This window comes from Pseudomonas trivialis, assembly GCF_036864995.1.
Lineage (GTDB): Bacteria > Pseudomonadota > Gammaproteobacteria > Pseudomonadales > Pseudomonadaceae > Aquipseudomonas > Aquipseudomonas trivialis.
In genome coordinates this window covers 3,178,585-3,195,757 of sequence record NZ_CP142151.1, presented here as the reverse complement: position 1 = coordinate 3,195,757, position 17,173 = coordinate 3,178,585, and the positions used below count along the sequence as shown (strand labels likewise).

Genomic DNA, 17,173 nt, shown 5'->3' with positions numbered 1-17,173 from the left:
GCCATGCGCTGGGTGTGTATTGTCTTCCCGCAATTGGCGCTGGACGGGGTGCAGCGTCTGCATCCCGAGCCGGACCAACCGCTGGTGCTGCTTGCGGGCACGCCGCAGCGCCGCGTCGTGCAAACGGCCAATGCCGCCGCGCGCGCCTTGGGTTTGCGCCCCGGCCAGTCGCTGACGGCCGCCCATGCGCTGAGCAAAACCTTTGCCAGCGCCGAGTACGACCCGGCTCAAATCGAACACTGGCAACAGTTTCTCGCGGCCTGGGCCTACCGTTTCAGTTCCCAGGTCAGTGTGTTTTATCCGCGTGCGCTGCTGTTCGAGATCGAGTCGAGCCTGGGCCTGTTCGGGCCCTGGCCGCAGTTCGAGGCGCGCTTGCGCAAGGAACTCACGGAACTGGGGTTTCGCCACCGCATCGTCGCCGCCCCCAACCCGGCGGCGGCGCGCGTGTTGGCGAACCTCTACGATGGCCTGGCCGTGGCCGATGACAGCGCCTTGCTGCACGCCCTGGCGCCGCTGCCCATCGACCGCGCAGGCCTGAACCCGCAGGCCGCCACTGCCTTGTCGCGCATGGGCCTGCGCACGCTGGCCCAGGTGCAGGCGCTGCCCCGGCATACCTTGGCGCGGCGTTTTGACGCCGGGCTGCTGCAGCACCTGGATACATTGACCGGGCAGCGGCCTCTGGCCCTGGCCTTCTATCAGCCACCGGACCAGTTCGATGTGCGCATCGAATTGAATTTCGACGTGCACTCCCACCAGGCGTTGCTGTTTCCCTTGCGCCGCCTGACCGGCGATCTATCGGCCTTCCTCTGCGGGCGCGACAGCGGCGTGCAACGGTTCGACCTGCACCTGGAACACGCCCAGGCGCCGGACAGCGTGATCAAGGTCGGCCTGCTCAGCGCCGAGCGCGAACCGGCGATGCTGTTCGAGCTGGCTCGCGGGCGGCTTGAGCAAGTGCAGGTCACCGCGCCGGTACGCGGCTTTCGCCTGGTGGCTGAGGACCTGCCGTTGTTCGTGCCCCAGCGCCAGGACCTGTTCGACGACCGCCCGCAACAAACCCTGCCGTGGGAACAGTTGCGCGAACGCCTGCGCGCGCGCCTGGGGGATGAGGCGGTGCAGGGCCTGCGTTTTCATGCCGATCACCGCCCCGAATATGCCTGGCAGGCGGCGGTCGACAAACATCCCTGCTCAACCCTGAACAAGGTGCAACGCCCCGGCTGGCTGCTGCGCGAACCGACCCTGCTGGCCGAGCAGGGGGTGCAGATTCTGATGGGCCCGGAACGCATCGAATCCGGCTGGTGGGACGGCGCCGACATCCGCCGCGACTACTACCTGATCCAGACCCGCGCCGGCCAGCAGGGCTGGGCCTACCGCAGCGTGGGGCAAAGCGATGGGTTATGGCTGCAAGGCTGGTTTGCATGAACTACGCCGAACTGCACTGCCTGTCCAACTTCAGCTTCCAGCGCGGCGCCTCGAGTGCGCTGGCGTTGTTCGAGCGCGCCAAACAGCAGGGCTACCGCGCACTGGCGATCACCGATGAGTGCACCTTGTCGGGCATCGTGCGGGCGTGGCAGGCGGCGAAGGCGGTGGAGGTGCCGCTGATCATCGGCAGCGAGATGCGCATCGAAAACGGCCCGAAACTGGTGTTGCTGGTGCAGGACCTCAACGGTTACCAGCACCTGTGCCGGCTGATCACCCTGGCCCGGCGGCGCGCCGAAAAGGGCCGTTATCGCCTGCTGCGGGAGGACTTCGACACGCCGTTTTCCGGCCTGCTGGCGCTGTGGGTGGCCGAAGACGGCAACACCCAGGCCGATATCCAATGGCTGCGCCGCACCTTCGCCGACGGCCTGTGGCTGGCGGTGCACCTGCACTGCGGCCAGGACGATGCGCGCCATCTGGAGCAGCGCCTGCAACTGGCCGCCAGCTTGCACATTCCGGCGGTGGCCTGTGGCGATGTGCACATGCATGCGCGCGGTCGCCGGGCCCTGCAAGACACCATGACTGCCATCCGCCATCACGTTCCGGTGGCCGAAGCCGGCACGCGCCTGCACCCCAATGGCGAACGCCACCTGCGCAGCCGCGAGGCCCTGGCCGCGCTGTACCCCCAGGCCTTGCTCGACGAAACCCTGACCATCGCCCGACGCTGCACCTTCGACCTCGGCCAGTTGCGCTACCACTATCCGCGCGAGCTGGTGCCCGACGGCCACAGCGCCAAAAGCTGGCTGCGTACCCTCACCGAAGAAGGCATCGCCCGGCGCTGGCCCCAGGGCGTCGAGGCTGGCACCCTGGAGCAGATCAACATCGAGCTGGAGCTGATCAGCGAGCTGGGCTACGAAAGCTACTTCCTCACGGTGCACGACATCGTACGTTTCGCCCGCAGCCGTTCGATCCTGTGCCAGGGGCGCGGGTCTGCGGCCAATTCGGCGGTGTGCTTTGCCCTGGGCATCACCGAGATCGACCCGAGCCTGACCCGCCTGCTGTTCGAGCGCTTCCTGTCCAGGGAGCGCAACGAGCCGCCGGACATAGACGTCGACTTCGAGCACGAGCGCCGCGAGGAGGTGCTGCAATACGTGTTCCAACGCTACGGGCGTGCCCGCGCGGCGTTGACGGCGGTGGTCAGCAGTTATCACGCGGCCGGCGCAGTGCGCGATGTGGCCAAGGCCCTGGGCTTGCCCGCCGACCAGATCAACGCGCTGGCCGAGTGCTGCGGGCGCTGGAGTGATGATGCGCCACCGCTGGCGCGCCTGCGTGAAAGCGGCTTCGACCCGGACAGCCCGATCCTGCGCCGGGTGCTCACGCTCACCCAACAGTTGATCGGCTTCCCCCGGCACCTGTCCCAGCACCCCGGCGGCTTCGTGATTTCCGAACACCCGCTGGACACCCTGGTACCGGTGGAAAACGCAGCCATGGCCGAGCGCACCATCATCCAGTGGGACAAGGACGACCTCGACGCCGTGGGCCTGCTCAAGGTGGATATTCTCGCCCTGGGCATGCTCAGCGCGATCCGCCGCTGCTTCGACCTGCTGCGCCGCCACCGCAATCGGGACCTGACACTGGCGTCGATCCCCAAGGAAGACCCGGCCACCTACGCGATGATCAGCAAGGCCGACACCATTGGTGTGTTCCAGATCGAGTCGCGAGCGCAGATGTCGATGTTACCCAGGCTCAAGCCGCAGAAGTTTTACGACCTGGTGATCGAAGTCGCCATCGTGCGGCCCGGGCCGATTCAGGGCGGCATGGTGCATCCGTATCTGCGTCGGCGGAACAAGGAGGAAGAGACCACCTATCCTTCGCCGGAGTTGGAAGTGGTACTGAAACGCACTTTGGGCATCCCGCTGTTCCAGGAGCAGGTGATGCAGATCGCCATGGTCGCCGCCGACTACAGCCCCGGCGAAGCCGACCAGTTGCGCCGTTCCATGGCTGCCTGGAAACGCCATGGCGGTCTGGAGCCCCATCAGGAACGCCTGCGCACCGGCATGATGAAGAACGGCTACACCGAAGCCTTTGCCGCGCAGATCTTCGAGCAGATCAAGGGCTTTGGCAGCTATGGTTTTCCCGAATCCCACGCGGCCAGCTTTGCCCTGCTGACCTACGCCAGTTGCTGGCTCAAGTGCCATGAGCCGGCGGCGTTCGCCTGTGCGCTGATCAACAGCTGGCCCATGGGTTTCTACAGCCCGGACCAGATCCTGCAGGACGCACGCCGCCATCGCCTGCAGATCCGCCCGGTGGACGTGCTCGCCAGTGACTGGGATTGCAGCCTGGAGCCCATCGACGGCCAGCAACCGGCAATTCGCCTGGGGCTGCGCATGATCTCGGGGTTTCGCGAAGACGACGCGCGGCGCATCGAGGCCGCGCGCGGGCGTCGTGTGTTCGGCGACATTGCCGACCTCGACGAGCGGGCCGGGCTGGATTCGCGTGCCCAGGCCCTGCTGGCCGATGCCGGTGCATTACGTGCGCTGGCCGGCAACCGGCACCAGGCGCGCTGGGACGTGGCCGGGATGCATAAACAGCTGGGGCTGTTTGCCGACCTGCCCGGCGCCGACGCAACCCCGGTGGCGTTGCCCGCGCCAACGTTGGGCGAAGACCTGCACGCCGACTACGCCACCCTCGGCACCACCCTGGGCCCGCACCCGCTGGCCTTGCTGCGCGGGGAGCTGCGCAAGCGGCGTTGTCGCAGCTCCCGGGAGCTGGCGACGGTGGAGCATGGGCGCAACGTCAGCGTTGCGGGGCTGGTCACGGGTCGGCAACGGCCCGGCACCGCCAGCGGCGTGACCTTCGTCACCCTGGAAGATGAGTTCGGCAACCTCAATGTGGTGGTCTGGCGCGATTTGGCCGAACGCCAACGCCAGGCCCTGGTGGGTTCGCGACTGCTCAAGGTGGACGGGCGCTGGGAGGCGGTGGGCGAAGTGCGACACCTGATCGCCGGGCGTCTCACCGATCTCACGCCGCTGTTGGACGGCATCCATGTGCGCAGCCGGGATTTCCATTGAAGCCGTTGATTGCATAGTGTTTGCGCCCTAAATAAGTCCAGATGAAACCATCTACAACTGGCATGCTCCAAAACGTTGCGAACGTCCTCTTTGTGCAGAGCCCAATCATGCAATTTTTATCCAACCCACATGACTGTGAAGGCTGGGCCGGTGAAATGGCCCAACGCATTCGCGCGTTCGACTGGTCGAACACTGACCTGGGGCCGCTCGACGAATGGTCCACCAGTCTGGCCTGCACGGTGCAGATGATGCTCGCATCTCCCGTGCCGATGGTGATGCTGTGGGGGCGTGCGGGTTACATGATCTACAACGACAGTTATTCGGTGTTCGCCGGCCGGCGCCATCCCTACCTGCTGGGCACGCCGGTGGAGCAGGGCTGGCCGGAAGTGGCCGAGTTCAATCGGCATGTGGTGGACACCTGCCTGGCCGGCGGCACCCTGTCGTTCAACAACAAGGAACTGGTGCTGTCGCGTAACGGCAAGCCCGAAACCCTGTGGCTCGACCTTTATTACAGCCCGGTTGCCGGCGACAACCAGCAACCGGCCGGGGTGCTGGCGATTGTGGTGGAGACCACCGAACTGGTGAAGTCCGAGCGGGTGCGCCAGGAACTCACCCACAACCTCGAGCAGCGCGTCGCCGCCGAAGTGCAGGCGCGTTCGGCCGCCGAGGAACAGTTGCGCCAGTCGCAGAAACTCGAAGCCATCGGCGGCCTGACCGGCGGCGTGGCCCACGACTTCAATAATCTGCTGCAAGTGATCGCCGGCAACCTGCACCTGCTGGCCCGGCATGAGCCGGATAACCCCCAGGTGCAGCGCCGCGTCACGGCGGCCATCGCCGCCGTGGAGCGGGGTGCCAAGCTGTCCTCGCAATTGCTCGCGTTTGCCCGTCGTCAGCCGCTGTCGCCGGCGGTGTACAACCCTTTGCGCATTTATGAAAACCTCGGCGAGCTGTTGCAGCGCGCGCTGGGTGAAACCATCCATATCGATGTGCAACTGCCGCGCGACCCTTGGCGTATTCACGTCGACCGCAACCAGCTGGAAAATGCCCTGCTCAACCTTGCGATCAACGCGCGGGACGCCATGAAAGGCGAGGGCGTGATTCGCATCAGCGGCGAAAACATCATTCTCAACCCCAAGGATTGCGTGGGCAAAAGCATCAGCCCCGGCGAGTACGTGCGCCTGTCGGTTAGCGACACCGGGGTGGGCATGTCGCCGGCGATCCAGGCCAAGGTGTTCGAACCGTTCTTCACCACCAAGCGCGACGGCCACGGCACCGGGCTGGGCTTGAGCATGGTGTTCGGCTTTGTGCGCCAAAGCGGCGGGCATGTCGACGTGTGCAGCGCCGAAGGCAAGGGCACCGTGGTGCAGTTGTATTTCCCGCGCAGCCTTGGCGAGGAGTGCGAGGAGTTGGCGGATGAATCCGTGGAGCCCATCGGCGGGCAGGAAACCATCCTGGTGGTCGAGGATAACGAGGGCGTGCGCCTCACCGTGGTGGAAGTGCTCGAACAATCGGGCTACACCGTGCTCACCGCCGACGACGGCGACCAGGCCATGCAAAAGCTGCAAACCGGCCTGCAACCGGAACTGATCTTTACCGACGTGGTGATGCCGGGCCGGGTCAAAAGTACCGACCTGGCCGACTGGGCTCGCCAGCAACAGCCTCCGGTGCCGGTGTTGTTCACCTCCGGCCACACCCGCGACATTCTCTCCAGCAACCACCTGCTGAGTCCCGACATTCATCTGCTGAGCAAGCCCTACAGCCCCGAAGCCCTGACGCTACGGGTGCGCAGCATGCTTACCGCACGACAAGGTTGCCAATGACTTCACAGCGCACCACCCCCCGATCTCCGCCCAACGCCCAGGTTTCGTCCGGGTACGCGGCGCCCGCGAACACAACCTGCGCAACGTCGATGTGGATATTCCACGGGATGCCCTGGTGGTGTTTACCGGCGTGTCAGGTTCCGGCAAGTCGTCACTGGCGTTTTCCACGGTGTATGCCGAGGCCCAGCGCCGTTATTTCGAGTCGGTGGCGCCTTATGCGCGGCGCCTGATCGATCAGGTCGGCGTGCCGGACGTGGACTCCATCGAAGGCCTGCCGCCGGCCGTGGCCCTGCAACAACAGCGCGGCACGCCGAGCGCGCGTTCCTCGGTGGGCAGTGTGACCACCTTGTCGAGCCTGATCCGCATGCTGTATTCGCGCGCCGGCAGCTACCCGCCGGGCCAGGCGATGCTGTATGCCGAAGACTTTTCGCCGAACCTGCCCCAGGGCGCCTGCCCGCAGTGCCATGGGTTGGGCCGTGTGTATGAAGTGACCGAGGCGCTGATGGTGCCCGATCCCTCATTGACGATCCGCCAGCGCGCGGTGGCCGCCTGGCCGCTAGCGTGGCAGGGCCAGAACCTGCGCGACATCCTCGTGACCCTGGGCTATGACGTCGACATCCCCTGGCGCGACCTGCCGAAAAAGCAGCGTGACTGGATCCTCTTCACCGAAGAAACCCCGACGGTGCCGGTGTACGCCGGCTTCACCCCGGCGCAGACCCGCGACGCGTTGAAGCGCAAGCTGGAGCCGAGTTACCAGGGCACATTCAGCGGTGCGCGGCGCTACATCCTGCACACCTTCAGCCACACCCAAAGCGCGCTGATGAAAAAGCGCGTGTCGCAGTTCATGCAAGGTAGCGCCTGCCCGTTGTGCGAGGGCAAGCGCCTGACGCGGGCCGCCCTGTCGGTGAAGTTTGCCGGGGTGGATATCGGCGAGTTGTCGCAGTTGTCCCTCTCGCAACTGGCCGAACTGTTGCGCCCGGTGGCGGAAGGGCAGGACCGCATGAAGCTGTCGGTGGAGAAACGCCTGGCCGCGCAACGCATCGCCCAGGACCTGCTCGAACGGGTCAGCACCTTGATCGACCTGGGCCTGGGTTACCTGTCCCTGGAGCGCAGCACGCCGACCCTGTCGTCCGGCGAGTTGCAGCGTTTGCGCCTGGCCACGCAATTGGGCTCGCAGTTGTTCGGCGTGATCTATGTGCTGGACGAGCCCTCGGCGGGCTTGCACCCGGCTGATGGCGAGGCGTTGTTTTCCGCGCTCGAGCGCCTGAAAGCCGCCGGCAATTCGCTGTTCGTGGTGGAGCATGACCTGGAAACCATGCGCCGCGCCGACTGGCTGATCGACGTGGGCCCGGCCGCCGGCGAACACGGCGGGCAAGTGCTGTACAGCGGCCCGCCGGCCGGGCTGGCAGACGTGCAGTCTTCGCAGACCCGCGCGTACCTGTTTGCCGAAGGGCAGGCGTTGCCCTCGACGCGCCGCGAGCCCGCTGCGTGGTTGAAGCTGGAAGGCGTGACGCGCAACAACCTCAATGACGTGAAGGTGGATTTCCCGCTGGGCTGTTTCACGGCGGTGACCGGTATTTCGGGCTCGGGCAAATCCAGCCTGGTCAGCCAGGCGCTGCTGGACCTGGTGGGCAGTGGTCTGGGCAGCCGGGTGGTCAATGACGAAGAGCCCAGCCTGGAGGACGACGCCCCGCAAACCAGTGGCGGGCACATCCGCTCCGGGCTCGAGCATATCCGTCGATTGGTGCAGGTAGACCAGAAACCCATCGGCCGTACCCCGCGTTCCAATCTGGCGACCTACACCGGGCTGTTCGACAACGTGCGCAAACTGTTTGCCGCCACGCCGGCGGCCACGAAGCGCGGGTATGACGCGGGGCAGTTCTCGTTCAACGTCGCCAAGGGCCGTTGCCCGCAGTGCGAGGGTGAAGGGTTTGTGAGCGTTGAGTTGCTGTTCATGCCCAGCGTGTACGCGCCATGCCCGACCTGTCACGGCGCGCGCTACAACCCCGAGACCCTGGCGATCAAATGGCAAGGCCTGAGCATCGCCCAGGTGCTGGGGCTGACGGTGGAACAGGCGGTCGAGGTGTTCGCCGAGCAACCTGCTGTGCTGCGTTCACTGCAGGTGCTGCGCGATATCGGTTTGGGCTACTTGCGCCTGGGGCAGCCGGCAACCGAGCTGTCCGGCGGCGAAGCGCAGCGCATCAAGCTCGCCACCGAGTTGCAACGCAATGCCCGGGGCGCGACCTTGTATGTGCTCGACGAGCCGACCACCGGATTGCATCCCCGGGACGTCGACCGCTTGCTCAGCCAGCTCAATCAACTGGTGGACGCAGGGCACACGGTGGTTGTGGTGGAGCATGAAATGCGCGTAGTGGCCCAGAGCGACTGGGTGATCGACATCGGGCCGGGGGCCGGGGATGAGGGCGGCACCGTGGTTGCCTGTGGCACGCCGCAAAAGGTCGCCAAAAGCAGGAAAAGCCGGACCGCGCCGTTTCTGGCGCGGGAGCTGGTGTAACAACCAAGGTCACTTGTGGGAGGGTGTTGGGGCAGTTGGGGTTGTGTTTAGCCTTCTTGAGTAAATCTCAGGTGACCCCGAACCTGTGCGGCCCCCTTCGGCCAATGTGGGAGGGGGCTTGCTCCCGATAGCGGTTGGTCAGTCAATGCAGATGTTGACTGTGACACCGCCATCGGGAGCAAGCCCCCTCCCACAGGTGGAGCAGTGTTGGGTCAGGTGGGGTTGGTTTGGCCTTCTTGAGTAAATTCTCAGGTGATCCCGAACCTGTGCGGCCCCCTCCCACAGGTGGAGCAGTGTTGGATCAGGTGGGGTTGGTTTGGCCTTCTTGAGTAAATTCTCAGGTGATCCCGAACCTGTGCGGCCCCCTCCCACAGATGGATCAGTGTTGATTCAGCTGGATTTGCTGTTTGGCCTGCTTGACCACATTTTCCACGGTGAAGCCGAACTTCTCCTGCAGTTTGGCCAGTGGGGCCGAGGCGCCGAAGCTGTTCATCACCACTTTGGCGCCGGTCTGCCCGACATAGCGGTCCCAGCCCAGCGGGCCGGCCTGTTCCACCACCACGCGGGCTTTCACCGCGGGCGGCAAGACGCTGTCGCGGTAAGCCTGGTCCTGGTCTTCGAACAGTTCCCAACTGGGCATTGAGACGACCTGCGCTGCAATCCCTTCACTCTTGAGCTGTTCATACGCCGCCACCGCCAGGCTCACTTCGCTGCCCGTCGCCAACAGCAGCACTTGAGGTTGCCCGGCGCCCGCCAGCACATAGGCACCCTTGGCCGCGCCGCTGGCGGCTGCGTACTTCGTACGGTCCAGAGTCGGCAGCGGCTGGCGCGACAGCACCACACAACTGGGCCGATGGGTTTGTGCCAGCGCCACTTTCCACACTTCCAGGGTTTCATTCGCATCGCCCGGGCGCAGGGTCAGCAGGCCCGGTGTGGCGCGCAGTTGGGTCAGGTGCTCGATGGGCTGGTGAGTGGGGCCGTCTTCACCCACGCCGATTGAGTCATGGGTAAACACGAACACCACCGGCAGTTCCATGATCGCCGCCAGGCGGATCGGCGGTTTCATGTAGTCGCTGAACACCAGGAAGGTCGAGGTGTACGGCCGCAGGTAGGACAGCGCCATGCCGTTGGCAATCGCCCCCATGGCGTGTTCGCGGATGCCGAAGTGCAGGTTGCGCCCGCTGTAGTCATCGGCGCTGAAACGCCCGGCGCCGTCGAAGGTGAGGTTGGTCTTGGTCGAAGGCGACAAATCCGCCGAACCACCGAGCAGCCAGGGAATCTGCTGGGCGAAGGCGTTCAGCACCTCGCCACCGGCGGCACGGCTGGCCACGCCCTTGGCATCGGCCGCATAGTCGGGCAGTTGCGCCTGCCACTGCGCGGGCATTTCACCGGCGCGCATGCGCTGCAGTTCGTCGGCCAGTTGCGGGTCGAGGCGCGACAGGGTCTGGCTCCACTGCGCAAACAAAGGCTCGGCGCGCTCATGCAGCGCGTCACGCAATACCGTGCGCGCGACTTCGGGCACCAGGAAGCTGGAGTCTTCCGGCCAGCCGTAGGCCGCCTTGGTCAGGCGAATTTCATCGTCACCCAGTGGCTCGCCGTGGGCTGCTGCGGTGTTGTGTTTGTGCGGCGAGCCGTAGCCGATCACGCTGTCCACCACAATAAGGGTCGGCGCGCCGGTGTTGACCTGGAAGGTGGTCAACGCGTCGCTCAATGCCTGCAAGTCATTGGCATCGGTGACGTGCAGGGTGTGCCAGCCATAGGCCTGGAAGCGTTTGATCACGTCTTCGCTGAACGCCAGTTCCGTGTGGCCTTCGATGCTGATGGTGTTGTTGTCGTAGATCCAGCACAGGTTATCCAGCTTCAAGTGGCCGGCCATCGACGCGGCTTCGCTGCTGATGCCTTCCATCATGTCGCCGTCGCCGCACAGGGTGTAGACGTTGTAATCGAACAGCACCTGACCTTCGCGGTTGAAGCGCTTGGCCAGCCAGCGCTCGGCCATCGCCATGCCGACGCTGTTGGCGCAGCCCTGGCCGAGCGGGCCGGTGGTGGTCTCCACGCCAGTGGTCATGCGGTATTCGGGGTGGCCTGGAGTCTTGGAACTCATCTGCCGGAACTGCTTGATATCGTCCAGGCTGATTGCCGGCTGGCCGCTGCGCTTGCCGTGGGCGTCGATCTCGACCACGCCGGCCAGGTGCAGCAGCGAATACAGCAGCATCGACGCATGGCCCACCGACAACACAAAGCGGTCACGGTTGGGCCAGTCCGGGTGCTCGGGGTGATAGCGCAGGAAGCGACTCCACAGTGTATACCCAACCGGCGCCAGGCCCATGGGCGTGCCCGGATGGCCGGAATTGGCCTTCTGCACGGCGTCCATGGCCAGGGTGCGGAGGGTGTTGATGCATTGGGTGTCGACAGCGGTGGCAGCGTGATTCATGAACCGGTCTCCCTTGGGTGGCGATCTACAGTGGAGGGCAGGTCAGCGCAAAGGTTTGATCCCATCCCTTGCGCTGCGACGAACGGAACCGATGGGCTTGAAACATGACAAGCGCGTCAGGAATGGGCTAGTTTCAAGGGTGTAAGCCATTGATCAACGTGCGGAGGTAGGCCATGCCAGTTAAACACGACCTGTATCAGGACCTGGGAATGAGCAAGGACGACGTTCACAAACACAGGGCGGACGATAAACGGCTGGACGCGCTGCTCACTCGCTATGCCGACGCCGACAAGGAGGTGCTGGAGGCGGAAAAAGCCAGTGCCAACGATGAGGATGTAGAGAAGCTCAAGAAGAAACGCCTGTTGATCAAGGACGAGATCAGAGACCGCTTGAGCTGAATGCCGACGGCTGCAGGAGCACGCTTGCTCCTACAGCAATGCCTGAGTGCAGGCGTCGATGGAACGCTGTTGCGTCTGTGCATACAACTGCAATTCATCGATTGTCCTGCACCCCAGCGCCTGCTCGAACTCGGCCTGGTTCGAGTTCGCCGCATAATGACTCTGCGCCGCATCCCCCAGGTTCGACTGGAAAATCCCCGCCGCACTCACCGGCAGAAAATCCTCATACACCAACGGTTCAATCGCCACATGGCCGGCGCGCAAAAGTGCTTCCAGCGTACGCGGTCGGTCGGCCTGACCGCGTGCGGCCAGGCCCTGCTCGGTGGCGAAATAACGAAAGTAGGCCAGGCCCTGTTCACGCATCTGCCCATGATCGTCGGGGAAGGCCTGGAAGTGCTGTTCCATCAACTGCGTGTAGCGCCCAGCGTTGGCCTCGCTGGGAAAGGCACCCAGTTCATCGCGCGCGGCGTTCAGCAGTTGGTCGTACAAAGCGCGGCCCTTGGGGGTGAGAGCGACGCCACGCTGTTCGATTTCGCCGAAGCGCGCGCTGTGGCTGCCGTGGGCGTCGGTGAAGGCGATGGGTTCGTCCAGCGCCTTGAAGCTGGTCTGGCGCAGCAGAATCGGGCAGCGGCGGCGCGGCGGTCCTTCGATCACCGCCTTGGGCGTGATGCCTTTGCCGAGCATCGCGGCCTGCACCTGGTCGATGTCCAGGGTGCGCGGGGTCAGGTGATTGATGTGCGGCCCCTTGAAGGCCACCACATCGGCGATCAGGCGGTGCTGGTCACTCAATTGCCGGTACTGCGCGCTGGTGACGGTGGCGGTGTGGTGCCAGCGAAAGGTCTCCAGGGCCTGGCGGATGAATTCGTCGGCCTGCGCGGCGTTGAGGCCACCCTGTTGCTCAGCGTGTTCGATCAGCGCCAGGGCGCCCGGGGTGAAGATCGAGCGTTTGGCCAGGGCGGTTTCGGCGAAGGCGCGCAGCTCGGGGGCTTCGAGCAGTTCCAGGCGCAGCAGCGAGGTGAATACGCGGAACGGGCTGGATTGCAAAGCGCTTTCATGCACCGCGCGAAACGCCGTGGAATGCACCGGCACCCCGGCCGGGGTCAGGTCGTAGTAGCCCACCGGCTGCATGCCCATCACCGCGAATAACCGGCGCAGGGTTGCCAGTTCGGCAGCCGTGCCCACGCGGATGGCGCCGTGGCGTTCCATGTCCAGGCGCTGGATTTCGCCGGTGCGCTGCAGCTGTTGCGCCAGGCCCGCGTCGCTGTCGAGTACGCGGCGGTTGGTCTCGGCCACCAGCTCCAGCAGCGCGCCATAAAGCGGCACTTCATCACGGTACATGTCGGACATGGCCTTGGAGAAACCTTTGCGAATGTCGTCGGGGCTGACATGGGCGGTGCTGGACATAGAAAAATTCCTGATGGCAGTGGCGGTGAGCGTGGCCGTTCACGGGATTTTGTTGGGCGCGGGGTGCGCGTGCAAACGAAGAATCCTCAGGACTTCATTCTGCAAATGAATGAAAGGCGTCTTCCAAGTCTTCATGTGCATCCGCGCGCGGTTGGGCTCTACACTGCGTCTATCAGGCAGGCGACGGAGGACTCCATGACGGCCACACCCAATACCCGACTACGTGAAACGGTTGAAGGCCAGCGCCTGGCAACCGAGGATGCCGAGGATTGGCGCGCGTGGGGGCCGTATTTGAGTGAGCGCCAATGGGGCACGGTGCGCGAAGACTACAGCGCCGACGGCGATGCCTGGCGCTACTTCCCCCATGAACATGCGCGCAGCCGCGCCTATCGCTGGGGCGAGGATGGCCTGGCCGGGTTCAGTGACAAGGCGCAGCGCTGGTGCCTGGGCCTGGCGCTGTGGAACGAGCGCGATGTGATCCTCAAGGAGCGCCTGTTCGGCCTGAACAACGCCGAGGGCAACCACGGTGAGGACGTCAAGGAGCTGTACTTTTTCGTCGACGGCGTGCCCAGTCATGCCTATATGCGCATGCTCTACAAATACCCCCACGCAGCGTTTCCCTATGCCGACCTGATCAGCGAAAACGCGCGACGCGGGCTGGGCGATGCCGAGTATGAGATCCTCGACACCGGCGTGTTTGCAGACAATCGTTATTGCGACGTCAGCGTCGAGTACGCCAAGCATCAGCCGGGCGACATTTGCATGCGCGTCACCGTGCACAACCGCGCCGAGCAGCCGACACGCCTGCAGGTGCTGCCCCAGGTGTGGGCGCGCAACGACTGGAGCTGGACTGCTGACGCCCCCAAGCCGCAGTTGAAACTCGACGGTGAGCGTGTGCTCGCGCGTCATCATGAATTGCCCGATTACCAGCTCGGCGCCTGGGGCCAGGACGGCGTGGAATGGCTGTTCTGCGAGAACGAAACCAACTACCCCAGGCTTGACGGGCAAGCCGCGCCCGGGCCGTTCAAGGATGGCATCAACGATTTCGTGGTGGACGGTGTGCAGGCTGCCATTCGGCGTGACGCGGGCACCAAGGTCGCCGCGCGGTTCATCCTGGAGCTGGCGGGGCTGGAAAGCAAAACTGTCTACCTGCGCTTTGCGCCGGTGGGCGCGCCTGAGGTCAATGCGCGCAAGCTGTTCGAACAGCGCCGCCAGGAAACCGATGACTTCTACGCCGCCCTGCAACAGGGCATCGTCGATGAAGACGCACGCAATGTGCAGCGTCAGGCCTTGGCCGACCTGCTGTGGTCCAAGCAGCTCTATTATTTCGATGTGAACCAGTGGCTCGACGGCGACCCGGCCCAACCGGCGCCGCCGCCCGAGCGCTTGCACATTCGCAATACCCATTGGCGGCACTTGTCCAACTTCGACATCCTCTCAATGCCCGACACCTGGGAATACCCGTGGTACGCGTCCTGGGATCAGGGCTTCCAGGCAGTGGCGTTTGCCCTGATCGACCCGGGCTATGCCAAGCAACAACTGCTGCTGTTGGTGAAGGACCGCTTCATGCACCCCAACGGCCAGTTGCCGGCCTATGAGTGGCGTTTCGACGATGCCAACCCGCCGGTGCATGCCTGGGCCAGCTGGCGCGTGTATCAGCAGGACAAGGCGCTCACGGGCGTCGGCGATATGGATTTTCTCGAGCGGATTTTCCACAAGCTGCTGCTGAATTTTTCCTGGTGGGTCAACCGCAAGGATGCCGAGGGGCGCAACCTGTTTCAGGGCGGGTTTCTGGGCCTGGACAACATTGCCTTGTTCGACCGCTCGGCGACGTTGCCGCCGGGTTATCAACTGGATCAGGCCGATGGCACGGCGTGGGTGGCAGCCTATGCGCTGGACCTGATGCGCATCGGCCTGGAGCTGGCCAGGCGCAATGCGGTGTACGTCGATATTGCGGTGAAATTCTTCGAACACTTCCTGTATATCGCCGGCGCCATCAACCGCGTCGACGACAGCGCCGAAGGCCTCTGGGATGAGCAGGACCTGTTTTTCTACGACGTGCTGCACCGCCCCGATGGCCACAGCGAGCCGGTGCGCCTGCGCTCCATTGTCGGCCTGATGCCGCTGTTCGCCGTGCTGGTGCTGGAGCAGCGCGAGCATGAAGGCCTGGCGGGGTTGCGCGAACGGCTGTTGGGCTTTATGCATCACCGGCCTGATCTGGCCAGGCTGGTGTCGCGCTGGAATGAACCGGGGCAGGGCAATCGCCTGTTGCTGGCGTTGCTGCGCGGCGAGCGCACCAAGGACCTGCTGCGGCGCATGCTGGATGACGATGAGTTTCTCTCGGCGTTCGGCGTGCGCTCATTGTCCAAAGCCTTCGCCGAGCAGCCGCTGGCGCTGCAGATGAATGGCGACAGCCTGAGCGCGCGTTATCAGCCCGGCGAATCCGATTCACGCCTGTACGGCGGCAATTCAAATTGGCGCGGGCCGGTGTGGATGCCAGTGAACTACATGCTGATCGAGTCGCTGCGCGAGTTTCATCGTTACTACGCGGACAATTTTTTGGTGGAGTACCCCACGGGGAGCGGTTATCTGGCGTCGATGGGGGAGGTCGCCGACAGCTTGAGTCAGCGCTTGACGCGATTGTTTCTAAGGGATGAAAACGGCCTGCGGCCTTCGATGGCGGGGTATGCGCAGCTGGAGGCGGACCCGGCGAGTCGCGACCTGGTGCTGTTCCATGAGTATTTCCATGGAGAAACGGGGCGAGGCTTGGGGGCGTCGCATCAGACGGGGTGGAGCGCGTTGGTGGCGTTGTTGCTGCAACCGAAAAACTGATATGGGAGGGGCGAGCCCCTCCCACGGGCACTCAGGACGGGAACAATTCGCTCAGCTTCATGGCCAGCATCATGTCGCCTTCGGTGCGCAGCTTGCCGCCCATGAACGCCTGCATGCCGTCGGTGGAACCGTCGACGATGCCTTCCAGGGTTTCGCTGTCCATCACCAGAGTGACCTGGGCGTCCGGGTTTTCGCCTTCCTGCAGTTCGCAGGTCTTGTCCTTGACCACCAGCGAGAAGTTCTTGGTGTCGTCGATACGGAAACCGAACACCAGGTCCAGACCTTCGGCGGCGCTTGGGTTGAATTTGGCTTTCATTGCTTCTACGGCTTTGGCTACGTCAGTCATGGTTTCGATCCTTTAGGGTAGAGTCCAGTGACCTTGGGGTCACGGTGGGCCGCAATTCATCGGAACGTGATGAGCTGCGGCGCCTTCAACAGTTGCAAGTGCGCATGACTGTTGAAGGAAGCCAGGGCCACCTCGCGACCGCGGAATTTCAGCTGGTTGAGCGAGGTGTTAACAATTTGCCAGTTCAGCTCGAAGGCCTGCGCGGCAGGCATTCGGGTGATCAGGTGGAGCAGGGCGGTGATGGTGCCGCCGGAGGTGAACACGGCGATTTTGTCGGCGTCGTCGGCCTTGTCCAGCAGACGCTGCAGACCGCCCTGCACGCGTTCGACGAACCCCAGCCAGCTTTCCAGCCCTGGCGGGTCGTACGTGCCGGCCAGCCAGCGGTCGATGATCAGCGCAAAGATGCGCTGGAACTCGCGGCGGTTTTGCGCGGCGTTGCGCAGGATGTCGAGGGCTTCGGGTTCTTCGCTCAACAGCTCGGGGAGCAGCGCGCGGATCACGGCTTCGGCGTCGAATTCATTGAATGCGCTGTCGGTTTCCACGGGCGGGACCGGCAAGCCGAGGGCGCTGAAGGATTCGAAGGTGGCGGTGGCAGTGTGCTGTTGGCGGCGCAGGTCGCCGGCGATGCAGCGGTCGAAGGCAATCCCCAGGTCGGCGAGATGACGACCGAGCACCTGCGCCTGTTCCACACCGATGGGCGACAGGACGTCATAGTCGTCTGCCCCGAAAGAGGCCTGGCCATGCCGAATCAGATAGATGCTGCCCACGTCCGTTTTCCTGGGTACGTTGAAACGTCCGACGAGGTTATGGGGATGCCCGGAAGCTGTCAATGGAAAAACATACGCTTGTTTTAAAAGGTAGTTGGAGGGCGGCTGCTGGCGGTTTGGGCACTGGTTTGCAGGCAGTGCCGCCGGTATGCTGGGGCCATCCGCGCCTG

At 64.3% G+C, this 17,173-nt stretch carries 10 protein-coding genes; 6 read left to right on the top strand and 4 right to left on the bottom strand.

Annotation, left to right across the window (positions count from 1 at the left end):
- The first annotated feature begins 3 nt into the window (after positions 1 to 3).
- From VRB54_RS13745 to uvrA, 4 genes are all read left to right on the top strand, one after another.
- Positions 4 to 1,419, top strand: coding sequence for a DNA polymerase Y family protein (locus VRB54_RS13745; protein WP_338477646.1), 1,416 nt, complete (start codon positions 4 to 6; stop codon positions 1,417 to 1,419).
- Entirely contained in the window at positions 1,395 to 4,487 is a 3,093-nt protein-coding gene (locus tag VRB54_RS13740) for an error-prone DNA polymerase (protein ID WP_338477645.1), read from the top strand. Before VRB54_RS13745 ends, VRB54_RS13740 begins: the two co-directional genes overlap by 25 nt.
- Positions 4,488 to 4,594: 107 nt before the next feature.
- Positions 4,595 to 6,307 (top strand): ATP-binding protein, encoded by a 1,713-nt coding sequence (locus VRB54_RS13735; protein WP_338477644.1) that lies wholly within the window; start codon positions 4,595 to 4,597, stop codon positions 6,305 to 6,307.
- 22 nt (positions 6,308 to 6,329) lie between these two features.
- The gene (gene uvrA, locus VRB54_RS13730) at positions 6,330 to 8,822 is read left to right on the top strand and encodes an excinuclease ABC subunit UvrA (protein WP_338481105.1); all 2,493 of its coding nucleotides are present in this window, start codon (positions 6,330 to 6,332) and stop codon (positions 8,820 to 8,822) included.
- A gap of 379 nt (positions 8,823 to 9,201) precedes the next feature.
- On the opposite strand, the gene tkt is transcribed toward uvrA, so the two are convergent.
- A complete protein-coding gene (gene tkt / locus VRB54_RS13725) occupies positions 9,202 to 11,256 on the bottom strand; it encodes a transketolase (RefSeq protein ID WP_338477643.1) in 2,055 nt (684 codons plus the stop codon).
- Positions 11,257 to 11,429: 173 nt separating this feature from the next.
- Between tkt and VRB54_RS13720 the strand changes: the two genes are divergently transcribed.
- Complete coding sequence (locus VRB54_RS13720; RefSeq protein ID WP_338477641.1) at positions 11,430 to 11,654, top strand: DUF465 domain-containing protein; 225 nt, start codon at positions 11,430 to 11,432, stop codon at positions 11,652 to 11,654.
- Between the two features lie 30 nt (positions 11,655 to 11,684).
- On the opposite strand, the gene VRB54_RS13715 is transcribed toward VRB54_RS13720, so the two are convergent.
- Positions 11,685 to 13,058, bottom strand: a complete 1,374-nt coding sequence (locus tag VRB54_RS13715; protein ID WP_338477640.1) for a 2-oxoadipate dioxygenase/decarboxylase HglS — start codon at positions 13,056 to 13,058, stop codon at positions 11,685 to 11,687.
- Positions 13,059 to 13,253: 195 nt separating this feature from the next.
- Here VRB54_RS13715 and VRB54_RS13710 point away from each other — a divergent pair, with 195 nt between their 5' ends.
- Positions 13,254 to 15,890 carry an MGH1-like glycoside hydrolase domain-containing protein gene (locus VRB54_RS13710; RefSeq protein ID WP_338477639.1) on the top strand — a complete coding sequence of 879 codons (2,637 nt, stop codon included), beginning with the start codon at positions 13,254 to 13,256 and terminating at the stop codon, positions 15,888 to 15,890.
- 31 nt (positions 15,891 to 15,921) lie between these two features.
- Here VRB54_RS13710 and VRB54_RS13705 read toward each other — a convergent pair whose 3' ends face one another.
- Positions 15,922 to 16,236: an SCP2 sterol-binding domain-containing protein gene (locus VRB54_RS13705; protein WP_005788868.1), complete on the bottom strand. Its 315-nt coding sequence runs from the start codon at positions 16,234 to 16,236 to the stop codon at positions 15,922 to 15,924.
- Positions 16,237 to 16,292: 56 nt separating this feature from the next.
- Positions 16,293 to 17,003, bottom strand: coding sequence for a histidine phosphatase family protein (locus VRB54_RS13700; protein ID WP_338477638.1), 711 nt, complete (start codon positions 17,001 to 17,003; stop codon positions 16,293 to 16,295).
- Positions 17,004 to 17,173: the final 170 nt, after the last annotated feature.

Excerpts from the sequence above, each read along its gene's own strand:
- VRB54_RS13745 (WP_338477646.1), top strand. The coding sequence starts at position 4 with ATGCGCTGGGTGTGTATTGTCTTCCCGCAATTGGCGCTGGACGGGGTG.
- VRB54_RS13735 (WP_338477644.1), top strand. The coding sequence starts at position 4,595 with ATGCAATTTTTATCCAACCCACATGACTGTGAAGGCTGGGCCGGTGAA.
- VRB54_RS13705 (WP_005788868.1), bottom strand. The coding sequence starts at position 16,236 with ATGACTGACGTAGCCAAAGCCGTAGAAGCAATGAAAGCCAAATTCAAC.
- VRB54_RS13720 (WP_338477641.1), top strand. The coding sequence starts at position 11,430 with ATGCCAGTTAAACACGACCTGTATCAGGACCTGGGAATGAGCAAGGAC.
- VRB54_RS13740 (WP_338477645.1), top strand. The coding sequence starts at position 1,395 with ATGGCTGCAAGGCTGGTTTGCATGAACTACGCCGAACTGCACTGCCTG.
- VRB54_RS13715 (WP_338477640.1), bottom strand. The coding sequence starts at position 13,058 with ATGTCCAGCACCGCCCATGTCAGCCCCGACGACATTCGCAAAGGTTTC.
- VRB54_RS13710 (WP_338477639.1), top strand. The coding sequence starts at position 13,254 with ATGACGGCCACACCCAATACCCGACTACGTGAAACGGTTGAAGGCCAG.
- tkt (WP_338477643.1), bottom strand. The coding sequence starts at position 11,256 with ATGAATCACGCTGCCACCGCTGTCGACACCCAATGCATCAACACCCTC.